Genomic DNA, 17,530 nt, shown 5'->3' with positions numbered 1-17,530 from the left:
CGACGGCGGGGCCGGTCCACTGGGTCCATGAACCGACTCCGCTGGATCGCCGCCGCCGTCGTGACTGCCTCCGTCGTGCTCGTCGTCGGCCTCGCGCTCTTCCAGCCGTGGCGCCTGCTCACCCGCAGCGTCGTCGACGAGCCGCTCCCGGCCGCGGCCGCGACCGTCACGGGCCCGACGCCCGACGAGGGCGCGGCCCCGACACGGCCCACGCCCTCGGTCGCGTCAGCGGCTCCGCGCGTCATCGGTGAGGGCCGCTTCGTCGACGGTGAGCACGCCACCTCCGGCACGGCACGGGTGCTCGAGCTGGCCGACGGCGCGACGGTCCTGCGGCTCGAGGGCTTCTCGACGAGCGACGGGCCGGACGTCGTCGTGTGGCTGACCGACCAGCCGGCGGGTGGCGACGACTGGCACCGCTACGACGACGGCCGGTTCGTGCCGCTCGGCCACCTCAAGGGCACCGACGGCAACCAGAACTACGCCGTCCCGGCGGGCACGGACCTGTCGGGCCTGACCTCGGTCGTCATCTGGTGCGACCGTTTCGACGTCGCCTTCGGGTCGGCACCAATCCGGTCTGCCTGACGTCTCCGAAGCACGGTTGACGGCTGCCGCCGCACTGAGGGGTCCGGCGGCAGCCGTCTCGAGCGGCGCTGACGCGCCGCCGATGCGCGGGGGGACGCGCACGGAGGCCCACCTGACGATGTTCGTCAGGTGGGCCTTGTCCGTGTGCTCCCGGCGGCGCCGGTGAGCGCTCAGCGCAGCGGGTTGAAGGGCGCGAGCTGCTCGGGCGCGCGGCCGGTGACCATCTGCTCGGCGAGCAGGCGCCCGGTGACGGGGCCGAGGGTGATGCCCCACATGCCGTGGCCGCCGGCGACGAAGACCTTGGGGTTCTTCGAGGCGCCGATGAGCGGGAGACCGTCGATGGTGCAGGGACGCGAGCCCACCCACTCGTCCTGGCGGTGGTCGAGGTCGGCGCCCTGGAGCAGCGGACGGGCCGACTCGACGATGGCCTTGATGCGGCGCGGGTCGAGCGCGGCCTCGGGCTGGCGGAACTCCATCATGCCGGCGACGCGGAGGCGGTCGCCGACGGGCGTGCAGGCGACGCGCGCGGCCGGGAAGTAGACGGGGCCGTTGGGCAGGTCGTCGACGGCGACGCTGAAGGAGTAGCCACGGCCGGCCTGGACGACGCGCTTGACGCCGAAGTCCCGCGCGAGCTTGCCGAGCCACGCGCCGGTCGCGACGACGACGGCGTCGTAGTGCTCGGCCTGCCCGAAGTCGTTCGTGACGAGCACGCCGGTCGGCGTGTCGGTGATGCGCGAGACGGCGCTGCCGGTGACGATCTTGCCGCCGCGGGCGGTGACCGAGTCGGCGAGCGCGGCGACGTAGGCGCCGGGGTTGATGAAGCGCTGGCCGTGCAGGACGATCGCGGCGCCGATCTCGTCGGACAGGGCCGGCTCGATGGCGCGCGCCTCGTCGCCGCTCAGGACGTCGAAGGTGATGTCGCCGCCCGAGGCGTGGATGTGCTCGATCTCCTCGAGCAGGGTCTGGCGCTCCTCGGCGGTGCGGTAGGCGGCGGTGAACGACTTGGCCTCATAGGTGTCGGCGTCGACGCCGCCGGCCTTGAGCAGGTCGAAGCTCTGGAGCGACAGGTCGTTGACGGGCACGAGGGCGCCCATGGCCTTCTTCCAGGCCGTCATCGTGCTGTGCCGGGTGAACCCGGTGACGAAGCGGAGGAAGTCCGGGCGCGCGCTCGGCGGCACGTAGACGGGCGAGCTCGGGCTGAGGACGGCGCGCAGGCCGTACTTGAGCACGGCGGGCTCGGGCAGCGGCGTCGCGATGCCGGGCGTCAGCCAGCCCGCGTTGCCCCAGGAGGCGCCGGCGGCCACGCCGTCGCGGTCGATGACGGTGACCTCGACGCCACGCTCCTGGAGGAACCAGGCGGTGGCGAGACCGACCATGCCGGCGCCGACGACGGCGACGCGCTCGGGGACGGGGGTACCGGCGGGGGTCACAGCGGCCATGCGATCGACTCCTGGGTCTGGTGCTCGGGGTGGTGCCTTGCCTCCATGGTGGGGCCATGCGCGAGCGGTCTCGTGGTGCTGCAACACCAGTGTTTGCCTGGTACGTTGTGCCGCGCGCACCATGGCGGGCCACAATGGTCGTATGCCGTCAGCCCCGTCCCGCGCCTCCCGGCGGTCCGCGACCCGCACCTCGTCGACGACCCCGGTGGGCCTGCCCATCGCGCAGCTCGTCGGCACGCTCGGTGGGGGCCTGCTCACGGTGGTCGTCGACGTCGGCGGTCCGACGGTCGACGACGTCACGCTCGCCGAGCCCGGCTCGGGCGTCTTCGGCCAGGCGGGCGACCTGCTCCTCGGCGTCGGGGTGGAGCGACCGGCCGAGGCGGCAGCCCTGCTCGAGGGCGCGGCCGCGGTCGACTGCGGCGCCGTCGTGCTGCGGCGGGCGGCTGCCCGCAACCACCAGGTCCGCGCCGCGGCCACCCGCTTCCGCGTCAGCCTCGTCGAGCTCGCCGATCACGCGTCGTGGGCGCACGTCGTGTGGCTGCTGCGCGGTGTCCTCGACCGCGCCGCGAGCGGACCGGCCGTGCGCGCGGAGGGCCCGGTGCTCGACGAGCTCTTCGCGCTCGCCGACGCGTGCGCGGCCCTCGTCGCGGCACCCATCACCATCGAGGACACCCAGTCGCGGGTGCTCGCCTACTCCTCGACCCAGGACGTCGCCGACCCGGCACGCGTCTCGACCATCGTCGGCCGGCGGGTGCCCGACGAGGTCATCGCCAACCTCCGCGGGCGCGGTGTCTTCCGCCGGCTCGCGCGCTCCGACGAGCCCTTCTTCGTCCCGGCCGGGCGCGGCCTGCGGGCCCGCGTCGTCGTGCCGGTGCGAGCCGGCACCGAGTGGCTCGGCTCGATCTGGGCCGTCGTCGACGAGGAGCCACCCGAGCAGGTCATGGGCTCGCTCGCCCAGACGGCATCGGTCGTGGCCCTGCACCTGCTGCGCCTGCGGTCGCAGGCCGATCTCGCCCGACGGGTCTCGGCCGACCGGCTCCGGGCCGTGCTGAGCGGCGACACGCTCGAGGCCGAGGGCTGGCTGCCCGAGGCGCCGTGGCGGGTCGTCGTGCTCGCAGGTGCACACCGGCCACGCACCGACCCGACCGGTGAGGGCGCTCCCCGCGACACCGAGCACGAGCTCGACGTGTGGGAGTCGGCCGCGCGGCGCCGCTCGTGGCGCCAGCCGCTCCTCGCGATCTTCGACGGCGTCGCCCTGACCCTCGTGCGCGACGTGCCCGGCGACGCGTCCCCCGGCACGTGGGAGTGGCTGCTCGGCGTCGTCGAGGAGGTCGCGGGTGTCACGCCCACGGCCACGGCGAGCGCCGGAGGTCGGGTCTCGCGCACCGTCGACCTCGACCGCTCGCGACGCGAGGCCACCGAGGTGCAGCGCCTGCGCGACGTCGGTCGTGTCGCGGGCACGACGGCGACGGTCGAGGACGCCTGGGCGGCCGTCACCAACGCCCGCGCCCTCGGCGGCATCTGGACCGAGGAGCTGCTCGGTCCGGTCGCCGCCCTGCGCGAGCACGACGAGGCCCACCACACGGCATACCTCGAGACGGTCGCGGCGTGGCTCGACCACCCCGGCGACCCGCGGGCGGCCGCGGCGCGCGTCCACGTGCACCCCAACACGCTCCGCTACCGGATGCAGCGCCTGTCCGGTGTCGCCGAGCTCGACCTGCACGACCCCGAGACGCGCCTGGCCCTGCGACTCCAGCTGCGCGCGCTCGGCCACTGAGGCGGCCCACCGGCGCTAGCGTGGCGTCGTGGACGAGGACGACGCGGTGACCACCGTCGAGCAGCAATGGCTCGGACCGGAGGAGTTCCAGCGCATCTACGGTCCGCAGCGCTCGTGGACCCCGGTCGAGGTCCGGGACCTGCTCACCGGGCTCGACGTGCCGTGGTGGGTGGCCGGCGGATGGGCCGTCGAGGCGTTCACCGGCATCGCCCGCGACCACGAGGACATCGACGTCTCGGTGCTCCGTCGCGACGTCGGCGCGATCCGGGCCCATCTCGAGCCGCACTGGCACCTGTGGTCCGCCAGCGAGTCGGGCCTGCTGCACCTGCGGCCGGGACGGGAGGTACCCGAGGACTCCGGCCAGATCTGGGTCCGCGAGCACGCACTGGCCCCGTGGCGCGGGGAGATCCTGCTCAACCCGGACGTCGACGGACGGTGGCAGTTCAAGCGGGACCCCTCACTCGTGGTGGCACTGGACGACGCCACCTGGGAGCGCGACGGAGTGCGCTACCTGCGCCCCGAGCTCGTCCTCGCCCACAAGGCCGCCTCGCCCCGGCCCAAGGACGACGCCGACCTCGAGGCAGCGCTCCCCCTGCTCGGTCCCGCCCAGGTGGCGGTGCTCCGGCGCGTCGTCGACGCCCAACCGGCCGGCCATCCATGGCGGGCCCGCCTGGACGCGGTTCGGGGCATCAACTAGGCAGGCGCCTCGCCCAGGTGGACCGTGCCGTCGGTGTCGACCCGGAAGTTCGGGTTGTGCACGAGGTCCCACCGGAAGCCGTCCGGGTCGGCCACGCACGCACTGACGCCGCCCCACTCGCGCTCGGTCGGAGCGGAGACGGAGGTCGCTCCGGCCGCCAGCGCGGCGGCATACAACGTCTCGACCTGTCCGACCTCGGTGACGTTGTGGCCGAGCGACACGGGCGGCGCCGACGAGCCGTGCGCGACGTCGCCGTATTCGCTCGGCATCTGCTCGACGTCCCACAGGGCGAGGAGCACGCCCGGGGCGCCCTGGACGAAGGTGATCTCCGGCAGGTGCAGGACGGAGCGGAAGCCGAGCCCGTCGACGTAGAACGCGCGGGAGCGCTCGACGTCGCGGACGCCGAGGGTGATGGCGGTGATCTCGGGTGGGTTGGTCATCCCGCCACGATAGGACGGAGCGCCGACGTCGCCGAGCCGTAAGGACCGGATAACCACCTCGTCATGGAGCGCACGACCGGGACGGGATTGACTCGGTGGCGAGCCGGTCAGGGTGACCGGACGAAAGGTGAAAAGCCATGTCTCACAAGCTGACTCGCAGGACCATCCGGATTCTCTGCATCGCCACGGTCGCCCTCCCGGCCCTCGCGGCGGGCACCTCCGCCCAGGCGGGCGGGGTGTCGGGGCCGGCGTTCTACGTCGACCACCAGCTCTACCGGACGGTCGCGACCCCGACCGACCTGAGCGGCACGGGCGCCCCCGCGCAGTCGTGGGACACGATCTACAGCTTCGGCGCCGTGCAGCGCAGCGTCGCCACCGCCGCCCCCGGCGACCCCGGTTACAACGGCGGACGATGGCAGGTGCACGCCGTCTCCCCGACCGGCACGTACGCAGCGGCGCTGACGGCCGGCGACCTCGACGGCAACGGCGTGCTCGACGCCGCGGACGAGGTGCAGGCCGCCATCGGCGCCGGAGCCCTCGTCGACGGCGGCGTCGTGAAGTACTTCGTGTGCACCGTCAACCCCGTCCCCCACGGTCGGGCCTGAGCGCACGCTCCCCCGGTAGCAGTCGGGGGAGGACACCGCGTGGTGTGCCTCCCCCGACGATCTGACCGGTCTACCCCCAACTTGCCGTCGAGATCAGTGCCCGCCACCCAGAAGGTCGCGCACCTCTGACTCGCGATACCTCCGGTGCCCACCAAGGGTCCGGATGGACGTCAGCTTTCCTGCCTTGGCCCACCGGGTGACCGTCTTCGGGTCCACTCGGAACAGGGCCGCAACCTCGGCAGGAGTCAGTAGCTTCTCGGTCTCGTGTCGATCCTGAGTCGTCATTGTCATATCCCCACCACCCTGTCGCTAGGTGCAGCGACACGCATGCGCCCCAATCGGGGCTCAGTAAAGCAAGGGTAAAGTCTCGGCCTCTCTTATGGCGGTTAAACACTGAAAAGAGTCAAATCGTCCCGCTTCCGAGACACAAGGTGTATACGCCCTGCCGGCCGTCGGGAAGCGTACCGTCGAGCCCCGACGGTCCCTGGACGACCCCCGAACGGACCCCCGAACGACCCCCGAAGGAGCCTCGATCGACCCCCGGGCGACCGCTGCGCGGCCTCGGGCCGGTCCGCCCCGTTCGACGCGGCGCGACGCGCCGCCGATCAGGGGGTGGGGCGGGCGCAGGATTTGCCTCACTCATGTAGCGTTAGCACCACGAGAACACACACATTCCCGGGGCCGCTACGCGGACATCGAAGAACCACCCGGTTCTCCGAGGAGCGATGCCGTCCCGGCACGACGCACGAGGGGGTCACGCCATGGGGCGCGGCCGAGCCAAAGCCAAGCAGACCAAGGTCGCACGGCAGCTCAAGTACTACACACCTGACACGGACTTGAGCGCGCTGGAGCGTGAGCTGCACGGGCCGTCGCAACGCGACGTGTCCAACCAGCCACGATCCGTCGACGACGACGAGTACGACGAATACGGGAAGTGGGCCTCGGGCGGGCGCTGAGCCTGCCTTCCTCTTCCGTCTGCACCTCGTGCGTCGGGTGTTCGCACCCGGCGCGCGATCGGTGCTGCCCTCGAGGCCCCTGAGGCTCGCGTCCACGTGGCGAGAGCGTCGAGGTGACGTGTCGATGCCCGCACACCCTCCGGGGTGCTGCGGGCTTCGTCATGCGCGCGTCCAGTCGGCCACGTGCCGCGTCCGGACGGTCGGGGCCGGCGGACCGATCGGTTCGCGACGAGGGCCCGGTCTCCACCGTGGCCCGGTCTCCCACGCTGCCGGCGAACCGGCGCACGTCCCGGTGACGGAGGGGTCTCAGGCGGTCGGGTGCTGACCGACGACCTGCACGGCACCGCCGTCGACGCCCTTGGCGCCGCGCACGATCTCGGCACCGTCGGCGACGAGGCCATCGGCGTGCGCGCGCTCCTCGGTGGCGACCTCGCCGAGGCGCCACGCGCGGATGCCACGCGCCTCGCTCAGCTCGATGGCGCGCTCCGCGTGGGCCTCGGGGAGCACGGCGACGAAGCCGATGCCCTGGTTGAGCGTGCGCTCGATGTCGGCCTGCGGCACGTGGCCGAGGTCCTGCACCGTGCGGAAGACGGCCGGGGGCGTCCACGTCGAGCGGTCGACGCGGGCGAAGGTGCCGGTCGGGAGCACCCGGGCGAGGTTCGCCGCGAGCCCGCCGCCGGTGACGTGGCTCAGGGCGTGCACGTCGACGCCGTCGGCGGCGATGAGCTCGAGCAGCGGCCTGGTGTAGATGCGGGTCGGCTCGAGGAGCTCCTCGCCGAGGGTGCGGCCGAAGTCGTCGACGTGCCGGTCGAGCTGCCAGCCGGCACTCGCGATGACGCGGCGCACGAGGCTGTAGCCGTTGCTGTGCAGGCCACTGCTCGCGAGCGCGACCACGACGTCTCCGTCGGCGACGCGCTGGGGACCCAGCACGGCTGCATACTCCACGACGCCGGTGGCGGCTCCGGCGACGTCGTACTCGTCGGGCTCGAGCAGGCCCGGGTGCTCGGCGGTCTCGCCGCCGACGAGGGCGACCCCCGCCTCCTCGCACGCGCGGGCGATGCCGCCGACGATGGCGGCGATGCGCTCGGGCACGACCTTGCCGGTCGCGATGTAGTCGGTCATGAAGAGCGGCTCGGCCCCGCACACGACGATGTCGTCGACGACCATGCCGACGAGGTCGAAGCCGATCGTGTCGTGCACGTCGAGGGCCTGGGCGATGGCGACCTTGGTGCCGACGCCGTCGGTGCTCGTGGCGAGGATCGGGCGGGTCATCCGGGCGATCGCGCTCGCGTCGAACATGCCGGCGAAGCCGCCGAGGCCACCGACGACCTCCGGCCTGGTGGCGCGCCGCACCGATGCCTTCATCAGCTCGACGGCCTTGTCACCCGCCTCGACGTCGACTCCGGCCGAGGCATAGGTGATGGGGGCGTCGCTCACGGACCCCAGCCTACCGGCGCGCGAGGGACGCCCTCGCCGCCGTCCGGACGGCTGCCCGCTCGATCGCCGACTGCCCGGTCATCGCACGAGTGCCGGGGCATGCCACAGCCCTCGTGAGGTCCGCGCGCAGTCGATGCAGGCGGGAGCAGTCGACGCCGCCAGCACGTGCGCGGTCAGGGGTGCTGGAGCGCGTTCTCGCCGCCGAGACCGACCCCGAGGGTCACGCCGTCGACGTCGACCGAGCGGTCGTGGCCGGTGCGCACCGTCAGCGGCAGCGTCTCGAGGACGTGCTTGCCGATGCGGCCGTCCTCGGGCAGCTCGATGGGGTACTTCCCGGTGAAGCACGCGGAGCACAGCTCGTCGGCGGGCTGGTTCGTCGCGCCGATCATGCCCTCCTCGGAGATGTAGCCGAGCGAGTCGGCCCCGATCGAGGCGCGGATCTCCTCGACCTTGAGGCCGGTCGCGATGAGCTCGGCCCGCGTCGCGAAGTCGATGCCGTAGAAGCACGGCCACTGCACGGGCGGCGAGCTGATGCGCACGTGCACCTCGGCCGCCCCCGCCTCGCGGAGCATGCGGATCTGGGCGCGCTGGGTGTTGCCGCGCACGATCGAGTCGTCGACGACGACGAGGCGCTTGCCGCGGATCGTGTGCTCGAGCGGGTTGAGCTTGAGCCGGATGCCGAGCTGGCGCAGGGTCTGCGACGGCTGGATGAAGGTGCGACCGACATAGGCGTTCTTGACGAAACCCTGGCCGAACGGGATCCCCGACTCCTGCGAGTAGCCCACAGCCGCAGGCACGCCCGACTCCGGGACACCGATGACGAGGTCGGCGTCTACGGGGTGCTCTCGCGCGAGGACGCGCCCCATCTCGACGCGGGCCTCGTGCACGACGCGGCCGCGGATGACGGCGTCGGGACGGGCGAGGTAGACGTACTCGAAGACGCAGCCCTTGGGCTGCGGCTCGGCGAACCGGTGCGAGCGCAGGCCGTCCTCGTCGATGACGATGAGCTCGCCGGGCTCGACCTCACGGATGACGGCGGCGCCGATCGTCTGCAGGGCCGCGGTCTCGGACGCGACGACCCAGCCGCGCTCGAGGCGGCCGAGCGCGAGGGGACGCACCCCCCACGGGTCGCGGGCGGCATACAACGTCGTCTCGTCCATGAAGACGAAGGAGAACGCGCCCTTGAGCTTCGGCAGCAGCTCGAGGGCGGCCTGCTCGGGGGTGCGGTCCTCGTCGGCCGCGAGCAGCGTCGTGACGAGCGCGGTGTCGGACGTGTTGCCGCGGGCGAGCTCGCCGGTGATGCGGGCGCCGCCGAAGTGCTCGTCGACGAGGGCCTTGAGCTCGACCGTGTTGATGAGGTTGCCGTTGTGGGCCAGGGCCAGCGTGCTGTGGCCGGTGCCGCCGAGGGTCGGCTGGGCGTTCTCCCACGTCGAGCCGCCGGTCGTGGAGTAGCGCGTGTGGCCGATGGCGATGTGGCCGCGGAGCGAGCTGAGCGCGGTCTCGTCGAAGACCTGGGACACGAGGCCCATGTCCTTGTAGACGAGGATCTTCTCGCCGTCACCGGTCGCGATGCCGGCCGACTCCTGCCCGCGGTGCTGCAACGCATAGAGCCCGAAGTACGTCAGCTTCGCGACGTCCTCTCCGGGAGCCCAGACGCCGAAGACCCCGCAGGCGTCCTGCGGGCCTTTCTCGCCGGGGATGAGGTCATGGTTCAAACGACCGTCGCCACGTGCCACAGCGCCAGTGTCGCACACGCCGGCGGGCGACTCGTCCGCGGTTCAGGCCCGCAGCGGCAGCTCGGCGAGCACCTCGTAGCGCGGCCGCCGCCCCCGCCCCTCGCCGAGGTGGGACTCGACGAGCACGAGGTGGTCGACCCGCCAGGCCGGCCCCTCCCAGGCGTCGAGCGAGCGGATCCAGCGGGTCGCCTCGGTGGGGTGGTGGAAGCGGCCGAGTGTCAGGTGGGGGTGGAAGCGCGTCCCGTCGGGCGTCGCCCCCGCCGACGTCGACGCGCGCCGTATGCCGCCCGCCACCGCCCCGAGGTCACCGCGCACCACGTCGACCCCCGTCCAGAGCACGCGCGCGGCATAGGGGTTCGGGAAGGCGCCCGCCCCGGCGAGCTGCAGGACGAGGGGATCGCGCCGCGCCGCGGACCGGGCGAGAGCCTCGGTGAGGTCGTCGAGGCGCGCCTCCGGGACGGCGCCGAGGAAGGCGAGGGTGACGTGCCACTGGTGGCGGTCGGTCCAGCGGATCTCCGGCCCCGCCTCGCGCCGCGGTTCGACGTGCTCCTCGAGGTCGTCGAGCACGTCGTCGGGTGGGACGACGGCGACGAAGAGCCTCATGGCGCGGTCGCGGCGCCCGAGGCGATGAGCGCGTCGACGTCGTCGATGCCCCACGCGGCGAGGGCGGCGCGGGTGTCGGCGCCGGGCGTGGACGGCGGCGTGCCGAGCGCGGCCGGGGTGCGGGAGAAGCGGGGCGCCGGGGCCGGCTGGACGAGGCCGTGGTGCTCGACGTAGGTGCCGCGCGCAGCGAGGTGCGGGTGGCCGGGTGCCTCGGCGTAGCTGAGGACCGGCTCGACGCACGCGTCGGTGCCCTCGAAGACGACCGTCCAGTCGTCGCGGGTGCGGCTGCGGAAGGTGTCGGCGAGCAGGGCTCGGAGGGCGGGCCACGTGCGGGGGTCGAGGCGGTCCGGCGCGGTGTCGGTGAGGCCGGTCAGGCGCAGCAGCTCGGCGTAGAACGCGGGCTCGAGCGGGCCGACCGCGAGCCAGCCGCCGTCGCTCGTCTCGTAGACGTCGTAGAAGGGGGCGCCGGTGTCGAGGAGGTTGGTGCCGCGGCGGTCGGACCACAGGCCGGCCCCGACGAGGCTCATGACGAGCGAGGACAGGTGGGCGGTGCCATCGACGATCGCGGCGTCGACGACCTGTCCGCGGCCGCTCGTGCGGGCCTCGAGCAGGGCGGCGAGCACGCCGACGACGAGGTAGAGGGCTCCTCCCCCGAAGTCGCCGACGAGGTTGACGGGGACCTGCGGAGGCCCGTCGGCGCGGCCGATGGCGTGCAGCGCCCCGGTGACGGCGACGTAGCCGATGTCGTGCCCGGCAGCGTGGGCGAGGGGGCCGTCCTGCCCCCACCCGGTCATCCGACCGTAGACGAGGCCGGGGTTGCGACCGAGGCACTCGGTGGGCCCGAGCCCGAGACGTTCGGCGACGCCGGGCCGGTAGCCCTCGAGGAGCACGTCGGCCTGCTCGACGAGCGCGAGGGTCGTCGCGAGACCGTCGGGGTGCTTGAGGTCGAGGGCGACCGAGGGGCGACCGCGGCGCAGGAGGTCGGACTCGGGCGGTAGCGGGACGGGCAGGGAGCCCTCACCGGGCCGGTCGACGCGGATGACGTCGGCACCGAGGTCGGCGAGCAGCATCGCCGCGAAGGGCGCGGGGCCGATGCCGGCGAGCTCGACGACCCGCACACCGGCGAGCGGCCCGTGGCGCGCGCTCGTGGCGCCCTGCGCGCGCGTGGCGCCCTGCGCGTCCGGATCGCCCTCGGCGTCGCCGACCGGCGCGGTCACGACTGGTCGCGACCCGACCGGTCGAGGAGGATGCCGAGGACGCCGGCCAGGCCGGTGCCGATGAAGGCGCCGAGGGCGCCGATGTAGAGCGCGCCGGTGGTCGTGGTGTAGCCCTGCACCTCGTCACCCACGATCGAGATGACAGCACCCACGACGAAACCCAGCACGGCGCCCGTGATGAGGAAGCGCTTGAAGTTGGGGATGCGGGGACGCTCAGGACGGGTGGTCGGCGAGGGCTGGGTCACGAGTCCAGCCTAAGCGAGGTGAGCGGCAGCAGGCCGTCGAGGTGGGCCCGCTGACCGCTGGCCCGGACCCGTGCCCCGTCGAGGGCCGCCTCCCAGGCCAGGTCGCCGACGGCGAGGCGCAACCACGTCGCCGCGTCGGTCTCGATGACGTTGGGCGGTGTGCCGCGGGTGTGGACCGGGCCCTCGATGCACTGCACCGCACCGTGCGGGGGGACGCGCACCTCGACGGTGCGGCCGGGCGCGACGGTCGCGAGCTCCTCGAGCGTGTAGCGGACCGCCGTCGCCGTGGTGCGGCGGTCGGCCTCCCAGCCGGCCTCACGGCAGGCGACGAGGGCGGCGTGTCCCTCGGCGACGGGCGTACGACGGCGTGGCGGCATACCTCGCAGGCTAGCGGCGTCCGCCGACGGCGGACCCACGCCCTCAGCGCAGGCGGGGGATGACGTCGGCGACGACCTCGTCCAGGACCTCGCGGGTGGTGTGGAAGGGCTCCGTCGTGCGCGGCCAGTGGGTGATGACGTCGGTGAAGCCGAGGGCCGCGGCGCGGCCGACGGCGTCCTCGAACGCGGCGGCGCTCGACAGCGAGAAGGTCGGAGCCGAGTCGAGGTTGAGGTAGCGGCGCAAGCCCCCGGCATCGCGGCCGGAGACCTCGAGGGCGGCGTCGACCCGGCGGCTGTGACCGGCCACGAGCCCCCACCACTCGTCGTCGGTGTCGGCGGTGCCGCCGTAGGTCATCCAGCCGTCACCGCGCTCGACCGCCAGGCCGATCGACCTGGGGCCGTTGGCCGCGATGACGAGCGGCACCCGGTTGCCGGTGTCGCCGCCGCGGACGGGCCCGGGGAGGGTGCGCACGTCGCGGGCGGCGTAGAAGCGGCCGTCGACGGTGACGTGGTCGTCGCTCAGGAGGCGGTCGAGCAGGCCGGTGAACTCGGTGAAACGGACGACCCGGTCACGCAGCGCGAGGTCCTCACCCATGATCCGCGAGTCGAGGTCGCCGCCCGTCCCGATGCCGAGGAGGAAGCGGCCGCCGGAGATGTCGTCGAGGGCCAGCACCTCGCGCATGAACTGCACCGGGTGGTGGTTGTTGGGCGACGACACGAACGTGCCGAGACCGATGCGCTCCGTGACGGCGGCGGCCGCGGCGAGGGTGGGCACCGCAGCGAACCACGGCGACTCGGGCAGGCCTCCCCAGGTCACGTGGTCGAAGGTCCAGGCGTGGTCGAAGCCCATCTGCTCGGCCGCGCGCCACATCGCCTCGGCCTCGGACCACGGGTGCTCGGGCAGGATCGCCAGACCGAATCGCATCCCCCGACGGTAGTCCAGAAACCGTTGTCGCCGACGGTGCCGGGTCGTAGCGTCGGAGAGGACCACACGCACCCGCCGAAGGAGCAGCCATGTCCAATCTCGTCGTCCACTTCGAGATCCACGGCTCGGACCCCGCGCGCCTCGTCGACTTCTACGGCCGGCTGCTCGGCTGGTCCTTCCAGCAGTTCGGCGAGATGCCCTACTGGGCCATCGACACCGGCGAGGAGGCGGCGAGCCAGGGAGGCGTCGGCCACGGCATCAACGGCGGCCTGACGCAGCGCCAGGGCCCGAGACCCGAGATCGGCGGGGCCGTCAACGGCGCCAACCTCGTCATCGCCGTCGACGACGTCGACGGCCTCTTCGCCCAGGGCCTCGAGCTGGGCGGCTCCGAGGCCCTGGCACCGGCCGACATGCCCGGCGTCGGGCGCCTCGCCTACCTCCACGACCCCGACGGCAACGTCTTCGGCCTCATCTCGCCGGTCCTGTCCGACGGCACCACCGCGATGGGGTCCTGACGCCGCGGCCACCTACGCTGGTCGCGTGACACCAGACCGAGGAACCGACGCCGCGGCCCTGTCGTGCGCCGCGCGACCGACTGCTGCTCGACCTCTCGCCGCGGACCTCGCGTGAGCGCGGGATCGCCTGCGGCACAGCACGTCTCGCTCCAATGGGACGAGCGGGGCGGCGTCACGGTCCACATGGACGGTTCACCGCAGTCGCACGTCCAGCCCGACGACCCGACCCTGCTCGTCTTCGAGTACGTCCAGCACCTCGCCCTCACCATCGACGCGATGCCGCCCGGCCCGCTCGGCGTCACGCACGTCGGGGGCGCCGGGCTGACGTTGCCGCGCTGGGTCGAGGCCACCCGCCCGGGCTCGCCCCAGATCGTCCTCGAGCCGGACGAGTCCCTGACCGAGCTGGTCCGGCGCGAGGTCCCCCTCCCCAGACGCCACCGCATCCGCGTCCGCCCGGTCGACGGCCTGACGGGCGTGCGCGCCCTGAGGGACGGCTCCGCCGACGTCGTCGTGACGGACGCCTACGCGGGAGGGCGCGTGCCTGCGGAGCTCGTCGGGACGGCATACGCCCACGAGGTGGCGCGGGTGCTGTCACCGACGGGGATCGCCCTGTGGAACCTCGCCGACGAGCCCGGGATGCGGTGGGTCGCCAGGGTCGTCGCGACGGTGGCCACGTCGCTGCCGCACGTCGCGGTGATCGCGACGCACGAGGTGCTCAAGGGTCGGCGGTTCGGCAACTCGGTGCTCGTCGCCGGCGCCTCACCCTTGCCGGCAGAGGCGCTGAGACGTGAGGTGGCCCGAGCCAACCTGCCGACCGGGTTGCGTGAGGGTGCAGCGCTGACGCGGCTCCTCGCCGGCGCAAAACCTTTTGACGACAAGGGAATGCAGAGCCCGCCACCTCCCGAGGCCGGGAGATGGCGGGCGCGTTGACGAGCTGAGGCCGGGGCTCAGGAGCCGAAGACCGCCGGGAGCGTGAACTCGTGCGCCGACTTGAGCTCGGCGACCGACACGGAGAAGTGGCCGACGACGTCGAGGTCGCGCCCACCCGTCGCGCCGATGCGCGCGTGCGGCACGTCGCCGAGCATCGCCTCGAACTCGGCCGCGTGACCGGCCGGCACCGCAACGAGCGCGCGGGCGCTCGACTCGGAGAAGAGCGCCGTGAAGGCGTCGAGGGAGTTGCCCTCGGCGTCGGCACCGATCGCGTCGAGTCCGTCGACGGTGACCCCGACGCCGTGGCGCATGCACGCCTCGGCGAGGGCGATGGCGAGGCCACCCTCCGACAGGTCGTGGGCCGCTTCGACGATGCCGGCGCGCGCCGCCTCGACGAGGACCCGACCGAGGGCCTGCTCGGCCGCGAGGTCGACCTTCGGCGGGAGCCCGCCGAGGTGCTTGTGGATGACGTGCGCCCACTCGGACCCGTCGAGCTCGTCGCGCGTCGTGCCGAGGAGGTAGACGTGCGCGTCGTCGCTGCGGAAACCCGAGCCGGAGCGCTTGGAGACGTCGTCCATGACCCCGAGCACGCCGATGACGGGCGTCGGGTGGATCGCGACGTCGCCGGTCTGGTTGTAGAACGACACGTTGCCGCCGGTGACGGGGATGCCGAGGAAGCGGCACCCCTCGGCGATGCCACGGATGGCCTCACGGAACTGCCACATGACGCCCGGGTCCTCCGGCGAGCCGAAGTTGAGGCAGTCGGTGACGGCGAGCGGGGCGGCACCGGCGGTGGCGACGTTGCGGTAGGCCTCGGCGAGCGCGAGCTGCGCACCGGCGTACGGGTCGAGCTTGGCGAAGCGGCCGTTGCAGTCGGTCGACACGGCGACGCCGCGGCCGGTTGCCTCGTCGACGCGCACGACGCCCGAGTCATCGGGCTGCGCGAGGGCGGTGTTGCCGAGCACGTAGCGGTCGTACTGGTCGGTGATCCACGACTTGTCGCAGAGGTTGGGCGAGCCGACCAGCGTCAGCAGCTGTGCCCGGATCTCCTCGCCCGTCTGCGGCTTGGCCAGCTCGGCCGTGCCCGCGGCGTTGAGTCCGTCGAGGTATGCCGGCCGGGCCAGCGGGCGGTTGTACGTCGGGCCCTCGTGGGCGACCGAGCGCGGCGGCACGTCGACGATGACCTCGCCGTGCCAGGTGATGACGAGGTGGTCGCCGTCGGTGACCTCGCCGATGACGGTGGCCTCGACGTCCCACTTGTCGGTGATGGCCATGAACTCGTCGAGGTGCTTCGGCTCGACGACCGCCATCATGCGCTCCTGCGACTCCGACATGAGGATCTCCTGCGGCTGCAGGCTCGCGTCGCGCAGCGGGACGAGCGAGAGCTCGACCTGCATGCCGCCGTCACCGTTGGAGGCGAGCTCGCTGGTGGCACAGGAGAGCCCGGCACCGCCGAGGTCCTGGATGCCGTCGACGACGCCGGCCGCGTAGAGGTCGAGGCAGCACTCGATGAGCACCTTCTCGGCGAAGGGGTCGCCGACCTGGACGGCGGGGCGCTTGGCCGGGCCGCCCTCGTCGAACGTCTCGGACGCGAGCACCGAGACGCCGCCGATGCCGTCGCCGCCGGTCTTGGCACCGAAGAGGATGACCTTGTTGCCGGGACCGGACGCCTTGGCGAGGTGGATGTCCTCGATGCGCATGGCGCCGACGCAGAGGGCGTTGACGAGCGGGTTGCCCTGGTAGCAGTCGTCGAAGACGACCTCGCCGCCGATGTTGGGCAGGCCGATGCAGTTGCCGTAGCCGCCGACGCCCGCGACCACGCCCGGCAGGACGCGCTGGGTGTCGGGGTGGTGCAGGTTGCCGAAGCGGAGCGGGTCCATGACGGCGATCGGGCGGGCACCCATCGACATGATGTCGCGGATGATGCCGCCGACGCCGGTCGCGGCGCCCTGGTAGGGCTCGACGTAGGACGGGTGGTTGTGCGACTCGACCTTGAAGGTGACCGCCCAGCCGTCGCCGATGTCGACGACGCCGGCGTTCTCGCCGATGCCGACGAGGAGCTTCTCGCGCATCTCGTCGGTGGTGTTCTCGCCCCAGAGGGAGAAGTGGATCTTGCTCGACTTGTAGGAGCAGTGCTCGCTCCACATGACGGAGTACATCGCGAGCTCGGCGATGGTCGGACGGCGCCCGATGATCTCGCGGATGTTGGCGTACTCGTCGACCTTGAGGCCGAGCTCGGCCCACGGCTGCTCGACGTCGGGCGTGGCGGCGGCGTGCTCGACGGTGTCGAGGAGGGGCGCGGTCTGGGTGTCGCTCATGCGGTGGCTGCGCTCTCGAGGGTCTGCTTGATGATCGAGGTGAAGAAGCCGCGGCCGTCGAGGCTCGGGCCGTAGCCCTCCTCCACCGCGTGCTCCGGGTGCGGCATGAGCCCGACGACGTTGCCGCGCTCGTTCGTGATGCCGGCGATGTGGCGGTACGAGCCGTTGGGGTTGCGGCCCTGGGCGTCGGGGACGTAGCGGAAGACGACGCGGCCCTCGCCCTCGAGCGTGTCGAGCGTCTTCTCGTCGGCGACGAAGCCGCCCTCGCCGTTCTTGAGGACGATCGTGATCTCCTGGCCGGCCTCGAAGTCTGAGGTCCAGTCGGTGGAGGTGTTCTCGACGACGAGCCGCTGGTCGACGCAGTTGAACTTGCGGTGGTCGTTGCGGATCAGCGCGCCGGGGAGCAGGTGGCTCTCGGTGAGCACCTGGAAGCCGTTGCAGATGCCGAGGACGGGCAGACCGCCCCGGGCCGCGGGCACGAGGGCGTCCATGACCGGCGCGAAGCGGGCGATGGCGCCGCACCGGAGGTAGTCGCCGTAGGAGAAGCCGCCGGGCAGGATGACCGCGTCGACGCCCTTGAGGTCCGCGTCGCCGTGCCAGAGCGGGACGGCCTCGCCACCGCACTCACGGACGGCGCGCGCCGCGTCACGGTCGTCGAGCGAGCCGGGGAACGTGACGACGCCGATCCTCACTGCTCGCCGTCCTCCGCGTCGTCGGGCTCGCCGTCGGCG

19 protein-coding genes are annotated in these 17,530 nt (G+C 72.9%); 7 read left to right on the top strand and 12 right to left on the bottom strand.

The window, feature by feature from the left end; genetic code table 11:
* Window positions 1-27 precede the first annotated feature (27 nt).
* Window positions 28-582 carry a DM13 domain-containing protein gene (locus H283_RS0105210; protein ID WP_020142462.1) on the top strand — a complete coding sequence of 185 codons (555 nt, stop codon included), beginning with the start codon at window positions 28-30 and terminating at the stop codon, window positions 580-582.
* A 170-nt stretch (window positions 583-752) separates the two neighbouring features.
* Here the strand turns inward: H283_RS0105210 and H283_RS0105205 are convergent, their stop codons facing one another.
* Window positions 753-2,021, bottom strand: coding sequence for an FAD-binding oxidoreductase (locus tag H283_RS0105205; protein ID WP_020142461.1), 1,269 nt, complete (start codon window positions 2,019-2,021; stop codon window positions 753-755).
* 142 nt (window positions 2,022-2,163) lie between these two features.
* Here H283_RS0105205 and H283_RS0105200 point away from each other — a divergent pair, with 142 nt between their 5' ends.
* Window positions 2,164-3,798: a CdaR family transcriptional regulator gene (locus H283_RS0105200; protein WP_081633768.1), complete on the top strand. Its 1,635-nt coding sequence runs from the start codon at window positions 2,164-2,166 to the stop codon at window positions 3,796-3,798.
* Window positions 3,799-3,826: 28 nt separating this feature from the next.
* A complete protein-coding gene (locus H283_RS24110; RefSeq protein ID WP_020142459.1) occupies window positions 3,827-4,495 on the top strand; it encodes a hypothetical protein in 669 nt (222 codons plus the stop codon).
* On the opposite strand, the gene H283_RS0105190 is transcribed toward H283_RS24110, so the two are convergent.
* Window positions 4,492-4,935, bottom strand: a complete 444-nt coding sequence (locus H283_RS0105190) for a VOC family protein (RefSeq protein ID WP_020142458.1) — start codon at window positions 4,933-4,935, stop codon at window positions 4,492-4,494. The two genes, H283_RS24110 and H283_RS0105190, sit on opposite strands and share 4 nt — an antisense overlap.
* Before the next feature lie 137 nt (window positions 4,936-5,072).
* Here H283_RS0105190 and H283_RS0105185 point away from each other — a divergent pair, with 137 nt between their 5' ends.
* Complete coding sequence (locus H283_RS0105185) at window positions 5,073-5,540, top strand: hypothetical protein (RefSeq protein WP_020142457.1); 468 nt, start codon at window positions 5,073-5,075, stop codon at window positions 5,538-5,540.
* Window positions 5,541-5,633: 93 nt separating this feature from the next.
* Here the strand turns inward: H283_RS0105185 and H283_RS27110 are convergent, their stop codons facing one another.
* Window positions 5,634-5,825 (bottom strand): BldC family transcriptional regulator, encoded by a 192-nt coding sequence (locus tag H283_RS27110; RefSeq protein ID WP_045191048.1) that lies wholly within the window; start codon window positions 5,823-5,825, stop codon window positions 5,634-5,636.
* A 476-nt stretch (window positions 5,826-6,301) separates the two neighbouring features.
* Here H283_RS27110 and H283_RS0105180 point away from each other — a divergent pair, with 476 nt between their 5' ends.
* Window positions 6,302-6,496: a DUF3073 domain-containing protein gene (locus tag H283_RS0105180; RefSeq protein WP_020142456.1), complete on the top strand. Its 195-nt coding sequence runs from the start codon at window positions 6,302-6,304 to the stop codon at window positions 6,494-6,496.
* Between the two features lie 306 nt (window positions 6,497-6,802).
* Here the strand turns inward: H283_RS0105180 and purM are convergent, their stop codons facing one another.
* The 7 genes from purM to H283_RS0105145 all read right to left on the bottom strand — a co-directional run bounded on the left by purM (window position 6,803) and on the right by H283_RS0105145 (window position 13,036).
* Window positions 6,803-7,933: a phosphoribosylformylglycinamidine cyclo-ligase gene (purM, locus tag H283_RS0105175; RefSeq protein ID WP_020142455.1), complete on the bottom strand. Its 1,131-nt coding sequence runs from the start codon at window positions 7,931-7,933 to the stop codon at window positions 6,803-6,805.
* Between the two features lie 173 nt (window positions 7,934-8,106).
* Window positions 8,107-9,669 (bottom strand): amidophosphoribosyltransferase, encoded by a 1,563-nt coding sequence (gene purF / locus H283_RS0105170; protein ID WP_020142454.1) that lies wholly within the window; start codon window positions 9,667-9,669, stop codon window positions 8,107-8,109.
* Between the two features lie 42 nt (window positions 9,670-9,711).
* Window positions 9,712-10,272: an RNA 2',3'-cyclic phosphodiesterase gene (gene thpR, locus H283_RS0105165; protein ID WP_020142453.1), complete on the bottom strand. Its 561-nt coding sequence runs from the start codon at window positions 10,270-10,272 to the stop codon at window positions 9,712-9,714.
* Window positions 10,269-11,489, bottom strand: coding sequence for a CaiB/BaiF CoA-transferase family protein (locus tag H283_RS0105160; RefSeq protein ID WP_020142452.1), 1,221 nt, complete (start codon window positions 11,487-11,489; stop codon window positions 10,269-10,271). The genes thpR and H283_RS0105160 overlap by 4 nt, the downstream gene beginning before the upstream one ends.
* Window positions 11,486-11,734 carry a hypothetical protein gene (locus H283_RS0105155; protein ID WP_020142451.1) on the bottom strand — a complete coding sequence of 83 codons (249 nt, stop codon included), beginning with the start codon at window positions 11,732-11,734 and terminating at the stop codon, window positions 11,486-11,488. The genes H283_RS0105160 and H283_RS0105155 overlap by 4 nt, the downstream gene beginning before the upstream one ends.
* On the bottom strand, window positions 11,731-12,111 hold the full coding sequence (locus H283_RS0105150) for a sterol carrier family protein (RefSeq protein WP_020142450.1): 381 nt from the start codon (window positions 12,109-12,111) through the stop codon (window positions 11,731-11,733). Before H283_RS0105150 ends, H283_RS0105155 begins: the two co-directional genes overlap by 4 nt.
* Before the next feature lie 43 nt (window positions 12,112-12,154).
* The gene (locus tag H283_RS0105145) at window positions 12,155-13,036 is read right to left on the bottom strand and encodes an LLM class flavin-dependent oxidoreductase (protein ID WP_020142449.1); all 882 of its coding nucleotides are present in this window, start codon (window positions 13,034-13,036) and stop codon (window positions 12,155-12,157) included.
* Window positions 13,037-13,125: 89 nt separating this feature from the next.
* Between H283_RS0105145 and H283_RS0105140 the strand changes: the two genes are divergently transcribed.
* Both H283_RS0105140 and H283_RS0105135 read left to right on the top strand, forming a co-directional pair.
* Window positions 13,126-13,551 (top strand): VOC family protein, encoded by a 426-nt coding sequence (locus H283_RS0105140; RefSeq protein ID WP_020142448.1) that lies wholly within the window; start codon window positions 13,126-13,128, stop codon window positions 13,549-13,551.
* A 183-nt stretch (window positions 13,552-13,734) separates the two neighbouring features.
* A complete protein-coding gene (locus tag H283_RS0105135) occupies window positions 13,735-14,481 on the top strand; it encodes a fused MFS/spermidine synthase (protein WP_020142447.1) in 747 nt (248 codons plus the stop codon).
* Window positions 14,482-14,498: 17 nt separating this feature from the next.
* Here H283_RS0105135 and purL read toward each other — a convergent pair whose 3' ends face one another.
* Together purL and purQ are read right to left on the bottom strand one after the other, a co-directional pair.
* Entirely contained in the window at window positions 14,499-16,799 is a 2,301-nt protein-coding gene (purL, locus tag H283_RS24105; protein ID WP_020142446.1) for a phosphoribosylformylglycinamidine synthase subunit PurL, read from the bottom strand.
* Window positions 16,796-17,491, bottom strand: coding sequence for a phosphoribosylformylglycinamidine synthase subunit PurQ (purQ, locus tag H283_RS0105125; RefSeq protein WP_020142445.1), 696 nt, complete (start codon window positions 17,489-17,491; stop codon window positions 16,796-16,798). The genes purL and purQ overlap by 4 nt, the downstream gene beginning before the upstream one ends.
* Window positions 17,492-17,530: the final 39 nt, after the last annotated feature.

Source organism: Terracoccus sp. 273MFTsu3.1, assembly GCF_000383675.1.
GTDB lineage: Bacteria > Actinomycetota > Actinomycetes > Actinomycetales > Dermatophilaceae > Terrabacter.
Note: the sequence above shows the minus strand (reverse complement) of the source record. Positions and strands in the feature narration are given on the sequence as shown.

Coding starts and splice junctions, on each gene's coding strand:
- H283_RS0105210 (WP_020142462.1), top strand. CDS start 28: ATGAACCGACTCCGCTGGATCGCCGCCGCCGTCGTGACTGCCTCCGTC.
- H283_RS0105205 (WP_020142461.1), bottom strand. CDS start 2,021: ATGGCCGCTGTGACCCCCGCCGGTACCCCCGTCCCCGAGCGCGTCGCC.
- H283_RS0105200 (WP_081633768.1), top strand. CDS start 2,164: ATGCCGTCAGCCCCGTCCCGCGCCTCCCGGCGGTCCGCGACCCGCACC.
- H283_RS0105190 (WP_020142458.1), bottom strand. CDS start 4,935: ATGACCAACCCACCCGAGATCACCGCCATCACCCTCGGCGTCCGCGAC.
- H283_RS0105185 (WP_020142457.1), top strand. CDS start 5,073: ATGTCTCACAAGCTGACTCGCAGGACCATCCGGATTCTCTGCATCGCC.
- H283_RS27110 (WP_045191048.1), bottom strand. CDS start 5,825: ATGACGACTCAGGATCGACACGAGACCGAGAAGCTACTGACTCCTGCC.
- H283_RS0105180 (WP_020142456.1), top strand. CDS start 6,302: ATGGGGCGCGGCCGAGCCAAAGCCAAGCAGACCAAGGTCGCACGGCAG.
- thpR (WP_020142453.1), bottom strand. CDS start 10,272: ATGAGGCTCTTCGTCGCCGTCGTCCCACCCGACGACGTGCTCGACGAC.
- H283_RS0105150 (WP_020142450.1), bottom strand. CDS start 12,111: ATGCCGCCACGCCGTCGTACGCCCGTCGCCGAGGGACACGCCGCCCTC.
- H283_RS0105145 (WP_020142449.1), bottom strand. CDS start 13,036: ATGCGATTCGGTCTGGCGATCCTGCCCGAGCACCCGTGGTCCGAGGCC.
- H283_RS0105140 (WP_020142448.1), top strand. CDS start 13,126: ATGTCCAATCTCGTCGTCCACTTCGAGATCCACGGCTCGGACCCCGCG.
- H283_RS0105135 (WP_020142447.1), top strand. CDS start 13,735: ATGGACGGTTCACCGCAGTCGCACGTCCAGCCCGACGACCCGACCCTG.
- purL (WP_020142446.1), bottom strand. CDS start 16,799: ATGAGCGACACCCAGACCGCGCCCCTCCTCGACACCGTCGAGCACGCC.